This is a genomic window from uncultured Brevundimonas sp., assembly GCF_937870815.1.
Lineage (GTDB): Bacteria > Pseudomonadota > Alphaproteobacteria > Caulobacterales > Caulobacteraceae > Brevundimonas.
The window spans coordinates 1-8,488 of the sequence record NZ_CALMZS010000189.1 but is presented as its reverse complement, the minus strand read 5'-3'; the positions used below and the strand labels follow the sequence as shown (position 1 = coordinate 8,488).

The 8,488-nt window shown below is 71.5% G+C and carries 4 protein-coding genes; all 4 read left to right on the top strand.

What is annotated here, in order from left to right; all coding sequences use genetic code 11:
* Positions 1–189 precede the first annotated feature (189 nt).
* The 4 genes from radC to Q0588_RS12690 all read left to right on the top strand — a co-directional run bounded on the left by radC (position 190) and on the right by Q0588_RS12690 (position 8,317).
* Positions 190–894: a DNA repair protein RadC gene (gene radC / locus Q0588_RS12705; protein WP_298746695.1), complete on the top strand. Its 705-nt coding sequence runs from the start codon at positions 190–192 to the stop codon at positions 892–894.
* Positions 895–901: 7 nt separating this feature from the next.
* Positions 902–1,804 (top strand): toprim domain-containing protein, encoded by a 903-nt coding sequence (locus Q0588_RS12700; protein WP_298746693.1) that lies wholly within the window; start codon positions 902–904, stop codon positions 1,802–1,804.
* 51 nt (positions 1,805–1,855) lie between these two features.
* Positions 1,856–3,898, top strand: a complete 2,043-nt coding sequence (locus tag Q0588_RS12695) for a ParB N-terminal domain-containing protein (protein ID WP_298746690.1) — start codon at positions 1,856–1,858, stop codon at positions 3,896–3,898.
* A 156-nt stretch (positions 3,899–4,054) separates the two neighbouring features.
* Entirely contained in the window at positions 4,055–8,317 is a 4,263-nt protein-coding gene (locus tag Q0588_RS12690) for a strawberry notch family protein (protein WP_298746687.1), read from the top strand.
* Positions 8,318–8,488 lie beyond the last annotated feature (171 nt).

Genomic DNA, 8,488 nt, shown 5'->3' with positions numbered 1-8,488 from the left:
CGAGCGGGCAGCCGGCCCTCGCACGGATCGGCCCGGGCGACGGCCGGCGCCAGCAGGAGTCCGGCGGTGATCAGAAGACATTTCATCGGCCCAGGGTGGCGCGACGCCGGGCCGGGGACAAGCCCGGCGTGGAGAGAAAGGAAGGCCGGACGGCGGGCGCTCCGTGGTGGAGCGGAGAAGGAGACCGCCATGAGACCGACCCCGACCCCGACCCCGACCCTGATCCGGGCGCCGGCCCCCGAACCACGCGGGCGCCGTCCCGCGTCGCCGATCCTCGTTCCTGCGGCGCTGGACGATCAGACCTTGCTGGCTCTGATACTGGAGCGGATGGATCCGGAGACGGATTCTGCGCGGCTCGCCGCCGCCTTGCTCGAACAGTTCGGGAGCCTCGGCGGCGTCGCCGGCGCGGCGCCCGGCGATCTGGCCCAGGCGTCCAGCGTGGGGGCCGTCCTCCGGGCCGAGCTGACGCTTCTGCGCGAGTTCGCGGTCCGTCTTGCGCGCGCCGAAGCCAGCCGCCGCCCGGTCATCACGTCCTGGACCGCGCTGGTGGCCTATGTGCGGGCGGCGCTCGCTCACGAGCCGCGCGAGCAGTTCAGGACCTTGTTTCTGGATCGCAGGAACCAGCTGATGCGGGACGAACTCGTCGCCGACGGGACAGTTGACCATGCCCCTGTCTATCCGCGCGAAATCATTCGCCGGGCGCTTGAACTTTCGGCGTCGGCCCTGATCCTGGTCCACAATCATCCCTCCGGCGACCCGACGCCGTCGCAGGCCGATATCCAGATGACGCGACAGATCGTCGAGGCGGCGCGGGTCTTCAATCTGCAGGTCCATGACCACCTCGTCGTCGGCCGGGAAGGCACGGCCAGCTTCAAGGCCCTCGGCCTGATCTGAGGCGGCCATGACCTTGTATCGCATCGTCGCCGCCCTGGGCGGCGATCTCTATTCCGGCGGACGGCGCGCCAATGTCCCCGCGCCCGGCCATAGCGCGCGGGATCGTTCGGTCTCGCTGCTGCTGACCGACAACCGGGTCGTCATTCACGGCTTCGGCGGGTCGGACTGGAGGACCGTCCGCGATCAGTTGCACGACCGGGGCTTCATCGACGATGCTGGCCGATTGACCGGCGGTGGGCCGCCGGGTCCGCCGGTCCCAAGGCCCGATCCCCGTCTTCGTCTCCAGACGGCCTCGGATCTCTGGGCCGGTTGTCGGGGGCTGGATGGCGGCGGCCCCGCCGATCGCTACCTGCATCGGCGCGCCGTTCAAGCCGTCGCCGCCGCGTCGAACCTCAGGTTCCATCCGGAAGCGCCGATCTCCGTCTACCGGCCGCGTGGCCGGGGTCGCCCCGCCCTGATCGCGCGGATCAGCGACAGAGAGGACCGGCTGACGGCGGTGGAGCTGACCTATCTGGACCGGAACGGGCGTCTCGCCTCGGGCCTGCGACTGACGCGAAAGACGGTCGGTCTGGTTCCGGCCGGCGCCGCCGTTCGCCTGGCTTCGGCGGCTGCGGAGATGCTGGTCGGGGAAGGCGTTGTCACGACCCTGTGCGCCATGGACCGTTTCCAGCTTCCGGGTTGGGCCCTGATGGCGGCGAACAACCTCGCGGCCTGGACGCCGCCCGCGCGGGTGCGCCGCGTGCTGATCGCCGCCGACCGGGGAGCCGCGGGCGAGGGCTGCGCGGCGCGGCTTCGACGCCGCCTCGTGCCCGGCGGTCTGGAGGTCCGTATCGTCCTTCCAGACCCGCCGTTCGGCGACTGGAACGAGGTGGCCGTCGCCGCGGCGAAAGGAGAGGAGCGAGGGTCTTGATGGGCGCCGGAGCGGCGGGGATGGGCCCCGATGCCCGGCAGGAGAGTCCCCATGACCGACCTTGTTCCTGTCAGCATGCCCGCGGTCGTCGTCGCGCGCGACGAACGCACCGTCCGCCTCGGCGACATCGGCATCGCCCGCGAGAATCTGCGATTCAATGAGCCGCCGGATGACGACATCCCGACCTTGGCCGCCACGATGAAGGCCGCCGGCCAGCTGCAGCGCCTCACCGTCCGCCCCGGCCGCGGCAGAAAAGAGGAGCCCTGGATGGCATTGGACGGCCGCCGTCGTCGCCTGGCCCTGGGCTTGCTGCTGGACGCGGGGGAGATCGACGAAAATTACCCGGTCACGGTCTGTGTCGAGACCGATCCGGCCCGCCAGGCGGCGGTCGTCCTGTTGACCAACACAGCCGTGCCCGTTCATGTCGCGGATGTCATCGCCGCCATCGGCCGGATGCTGAAATCCAGGCTGACGGTGTCCGTGATCTCCCGGGCTCTCGGTTACGCCGAGATCGACGTCAAACGCCTGGCCGCCCTGGCCGGGCTGCCGCCGGTCGCCCTCGCGGCCCTGAAGGCCGGGCGCATGACCCTCAAACAGGCCCGGCTGCTGGCCCGTCTGCCGGACAAGGCGGAACAGGCCGAGCTCGCCGAGGCGGCGCTGGACGGGCATGGATTTCAGGATTGGCGCATCACGGAACGGCTCGACGAAGGGCGGGTCACCGCCCGGGACCGCCGCTGCGCCCTGGTGGATCCGGTCCGCTATGGAGAAGCCGGCGGCCGCACCGAGGCGGATCTGTTCGGGGAGCTGGCGCCCGTATTGCTCGATCCCGACATCCTGACCGAGCTGTGGATCCGACGGGCGCGCGCCATCGCCGCCGTCTTCGAGGCCGAGGGGATCGCGGTGCATGTCACCGCCGGTCCCGAGCCTGAACTGCCCGACGACCTGGAAGCGCTGGGCTATGTCTACGGCGGCCAGCTTCCGGCTGAAGACATGGCGCGTTACCGGGCCCAGCGCGAGGTGTTCAATGAGCGGGCGGAGACGGCCCGGCGGGCTCTCTCGGAGGCCGGCGACCCCGAGACTGTGGACGCCGCCATCATCGCCATGATCCGCGCCCGGGTGACGGCGGACCAGACGGGTTGCGGCGGGCGGGTGGTGACCACGATGGTGATGTGGCCCGCCGCCGGGACGGGCGTCGATCTGCGCTGCTACACGCCCGAGGAGCCCGAGATCGAGGAGGACGGCTCGACCGGGAGCGATTCACCGGACCGGGCGTCGGCGCCGCTGGCTTATGTCCCTCCCGAAGTGGCGACGCCCGAGCCGGAGATCGACGGCGTCAACCATGCCCTGCACGGCGTGCGCACCGACGTCGCGACGCGGGGACTGATCCGCGCCCTGGCCGATGACCCGGGCGCCGCCCTGACCGCCCTGATCGCGCGCCTGTTCACCGTTCTGGTGCTGCGCACCCATGTGGCGCGCTCGGACTCGGCTCTGGCCATCCTCGCCACCGGCTTCAATCCGGCCGGCGGGCGGGTGATCGAACCCCTGGACGGAGAGGTGCGCCAGCGGCTCGACGATCGCCGCGCGACCTGGCAGGCTTCGGGCGAGACCGTCATCGCCTGGGTTCATGCGCTGCCGCATGGCGAGAAGATGGGTCTGCTGGCCGAACTGACCGCGATCAGCCTCGACGTCCGCGAGGAACGCACGACCCTGATCCGGCGCAGCGCCCGCGCGGAAGCGGCTGAACTGGCCGCGCTCTGCGCGGCGGACATCACCCTGCACTGGACGCCTGACGCGCCCTTCCTTCAGCTTCATTCCAAGGGGCTGCTGCTGGGGATGCTCGAGGCCATGGGGGCCGAAGACGACCGCGCCAGGTCGCTGAAGAAGGGCGAACTGGTCGACTGGGTCGCCGAACAGGCGGCGTCGCGGACCTGGGCGCCGGCCGGCCTGTCCTGGGCGGGCTCGCCGCAGGACGATGCCGACGAAGCTGACGACCGGCCCATCGACGAGCAAGACCCTGCGTTCGACGACGACGGGGTTGGGGCGTTCGCCGTCACCCCGGCCGGTGAGGCCGCGCTCGATCCCGCCGCCGCCTGACCGCCAGTCTTCCTGACGGACGCCGCCCCGGCTCAGCCGGGGCGGCGTAGTCGTGCGAATCCCTGGCGCGGAAAAGGCGAGGAAAGGGCGGGGCGAGGCGAGCCTGCAGGTCCGGGAGGGAGGCGCCCTCCGCTCCAGGCTGCCGGAGCCTTCGCCATGTCCTCGACCCCCAACCTGTCCCTGTTCGCCGATCCGGCCGCCGGCGATGCCGCCGCCAATATCCTCGCTGCCGCCCGGGCGCTGGCGGCGCATCTGGCGCGGTCCCGTCCGCTCGACCGCAAGCTCGTCGCCGCCATCATGACGACCGCGTTCGGCGGGTCGGACGCCGAGGGCGTCTGGGCCTGGCGCGACGCCTATGACGCGATAGAGGCGGCGACGGTCCTGCAGATCCGGCGTCTCGCGCCCCAGGTCGGCCGCCTGGAAGATGCGCCGGCGGAGATCACCGCCCTGCTGGCGGCCGTCTCGGCGCTCGGGCTGACCCAGTCCCGGCGCAGCGAGGCGCAGGTCGAGTTCGATCAATTCTCGACGCCGCCTCATCTGGCCGCGCTCGCCGTCCTGGCCGCCCAGGTGCGTCCCGGCGACCGCGTCCTCGAGCCCTCGGCCGGAACGGGCCTCATCGCCTCGGTCGCGGAGGCCTGCGGTGGGCTGCTGAGCCTGAACGAGCTCGCGACCGGTCGGGCCGACCTCCTCGACGGGCTCTTTCCGGGCGCGGACCGGACGCGCCACGACGGACGCCATATCCATGACCTGTCCGCGGGCTCGGGCGAATTCGACGTGGTGGTGTGCAATCCGCCGTTCTCGAACCTGGCCGCCCATCTGACGGCGGCCCTGAAGGCCCTGGCCGACCATGGCCGGCTGGCCGCGATCGTCCCCCTGAACGCCCTGACGGACGCCGCGCTGCTTCGCCGCCTCTGCGAGGTCGGCGCCGTCGTGAGCCGCATCGCCTTGCCGTCCGGCGGTTTCGCCAAACATGGGACCTCCGTTGAGACCGGTCTGCTGGTGATCGACCGCGCCGAAGGTCCCGCGGGCGCCGCGCCGCTCCAGACCGCCGACGACCTGCAGAGCGCGGCGCGGATGACAGGGGCGATTTCGCCGCGGATCGGCGCCAGGCCGCGAACGCGCCTGCCGGTGACGATAGACGCCCTGCTGGGACCACGCGCGCGAGGCCTGGCCTTGCCCTCCGGCCGGCTGGCCTTTCTGGGTGGGGCTGCGGCCCTGACCTATGAGGTTCGCGCCTGGACGGGGGAGGGTCGCGATGTCGGGCTATACCAGGCCCACGCCCTGGGGCGGATCGTTCTGCCCGAGCCCCGCCCGCATCCGTCGCCTCTGGTCGAGTCCGGGCCCATGGCCTCGGTGGCGCCGCCGGCGCCGACCTATCGACCGGTACTCCCTCCGGCCATGCGCGACCAGGGCTGGATCTCGGACGCCCAGACCGAGATGGTCATCTACGCCGGCGAGGCCCACGCCGCGCATCTGCCCGGACAGTGGCGGCTGGACACGGCGCCCCACCATATGGTGCTCGCGCCCGAGGACCAGGAGGACGCCGTCCAGCTGCGGCGCGGCTTCTTCCTGGGCGATGGCACCGGCTGCGGCAAAGGCCGCCAGATCGCCGCCGTCATCGCCGACAACATGAGCCAGGGCCGGGTGCGCGCGCTATGGCTGTCACGGAACGACGCCTTGCTGGAGGACGCGCGGCGCGACTGGGCGGCGATCGGCGGCGGCGCTCATGACATCGTGCCCCTTTCGAGCTGGAAACAGGGGGACGCCATCCGGCTCGACCGGGGCATTCTGTACACGACCTATGCGACGCTTCGCCAACCGGCGCGGGGCGCCCGTCAATCGCGGCTCGACCAGATCATCGCCTGGCTCGGCGCGGATTTCGACGGCGTCATCGCCTTCGACGAGGCCCATGCGATGGCCAACGCCGCGGGTGGCGGCAAGGGCGCGCGGGGAACGAAGAAGGCGTCGCTGCAGGGGATGGCCGGTCTGGCGCTGCAGAACCGACTGCCCGATGCGCGGGTCCTCTATGTCTCGGCGACCGGCGCCACCACCGCCGAGAACCTGGCCTATGCCGCCCGGCTGGGCCTGTGGGGCGGGCCGGAGGCGCCCTTCATGTCGCGGGCGGATTTCCTGGAGGCCATGGACCGGGGCGGAGTGGCGGCGATGGAGCTGGTGGCGCGCGAACTCAAGGCGCTCGGCCTCTATGTGGCGCGGAGCCTGTCGTTCGAAGGGGTCGAATACGAGCCGCTGGTCCATCCCCTGACGTCCGACGACATCGCGATCTGGGACGCCTGGGCCGACGCCTTCCAGCTGATCCACGCCAATCTCGCCGAGGCCTTGAAGGCCGTCGGCGTCAACGACGAGGCGGGCAAGCCCAGGAGCGGCCAAGCCGCCTCGGCGGCCCATTCCGCCTTCGAGGGCGCCAAGCTGCGCTTCTTCGGCCATCTGCTCGCGGGGCTGAAGGCGCCGAGCCTGGTGGCCTCGATCCGGGAGGATCTGGGCCACGATCGCTCGGCCGTGGTCCAGATCGTCTCGACCAATGAGGCGGTGATGGAGCGGCGGCTGGCGTCCGTCCCGCCCGAGGAATGGAACAACCTTTCGATAGACATGACCCCGCGCGAATACGTCCTCGACTACCTGCGCGAGGCATTCCCGATCCACCTGATGGAGGCGGTCGAGGGGGAGAGCGGCGAGGTCACCCTGGTTCCGGTCATGGACGGGGGCCGCCCGGCCGTCAGCCGGGAGGCGCTGGCCCGGCGCGAGAGCCTGATCGAACGGATGGCCTGCCTGCCCGCCGTGCCCGGGGTGCTCGACGCCCTGTTGGAGGCCCTCGGCGCGGACGCCGTCGCCGAGATCACCGGGCGGTCCCGGCGGGTGGTCGTGCGCGACGGACGCAGGCTGGTGGAACGGCGCGGCGCCTCGGCGGCGCGCGCCGAGACCGACGCCTTCATGAGCGGCCGCAAGCGGGTGCTGATCTTCTCCGACGCCGGAGGCACCGGGCGTAGCTATCACGCGGACCTGTCGGCGGCGAACCGGCAGCGCCGGGTCCACTATCTGGTCGAACCGGGCTGGCGGGCCGACGCCGCCATCCAGGGCCTGGGCCGGAGCCACCGCACCCATCAGGCCTCGGCCCCGCTGTTCCGGCCGGTCACGACGGACATCCAGGGCGAAAAACGCTTCACCTCGACCATCGCCCGCCGTCTGGACACGCTCGGCGCGCTCACGCGCGGCGAGCGCCGGACGGCCGGGGCGGGCCTCTTCCGGGCCGAGGACAATCTGGAAAGCCCATGGGCGCGCCGGGCCCTGCTGGTCTTCTACGGGGCCCTGGCGTTCGGTGAACTCGCTGCGATGACGCTCGAGACCTTCATACACAGGACGGGTCTCAAGCTGCTCGACGCCGACGGCGGACTCAAGCCGTCCGACGACCTGCCGCCGATCCACACCTTCCTCAACCGCCTGCTGGCGCTCAGGATCGCCGACCAGAACGCCTTGTTCGAGGACTTCGACCGCATTCTCTCGGGCATCCTCGAGCGCGCCGCCGCGTCGGGGGATCTGGACCGTGGACTTGAAGACATCGAGGCGGAGGAATTGGCGGTTCTGCACCAGGAAACCATCCGAACCGATGTCTCGACCGGCGCTGAAACCGCCCTGGTGACCTTCTCGCTCAGGGTTCGTCGCGACATCCTGCTCTCGCATGACGCGCTGGCCCGGGCCGCCGACGTCGCCCATCAGCTGGTCGTGAACGCCAAATCCGGCCGGGCGGCGGTCGCCGAGCTCGGCCTGACCACCGCCACGGACGAGGACCGGCTGGTCGCCGCCGTTCGCCTGGTCCGGCCGGATGGGCGTCAGACCCTGCCAGAGAGGACCTTCGAGGAATCGGCCTGGAAGCCCGCGGCGACCGACGAATGGCGCCGCGTCTGGGATGAGGAGGTCGCGGGAACCGACCCCTGGCGGACGCGCGAGCTCACGCTCGCGACCGGTCTGCTGCTGCCGATCTGGGGCCGGCTGCCCGCGCGCGGCTGTTCGGTGCGCCGGGTCAGGGCGCCGGACGGCCGGCGCTGGCTGGGGCGTGTGCTGGACGAGGTCCAGGCCCGAAGCCTCAAGGCGAGTCTCGGCCTGACCGATGTCGGCGAGGCTTGGTCGGACGGGGCAAGGACCGCCGCCACCTTGCTGGATCGCAACGTCCAGCTCTCGCTGGAGGGCGGCCTGTGGCTCAAGCGGTCGCGGGTCATGGACCGCTGGCGGATCGAGGTGGTCGGCGGGCGGACGGACCGGGACGCCCTGGTCGCGCTCGGGTGTTTCGTCGAGATCATCGCCTTTACGCCCCGGGTGTTCGTGCCGACGGACCGATCGGACGTGGTGGAGGCGGTGCTGCGCCGCCATCCCGTCCAGACCGTCCTCGACGGAGCGGCCGCCTGAGACATGCGCCGGGCGGGGCGGAGGCCCCGTCCGGGCAGGATGAGGACGGAGGAAGGGAGGTCCCGGGTGAAGCGGAATCGGGGAGATCGGCTCCCCGGCGCTTCGGATCAACAGGAGACTGACATGCAGACCATGGTGTTCACCGGCCGGTTGGCGGCCGACCCCCAGATC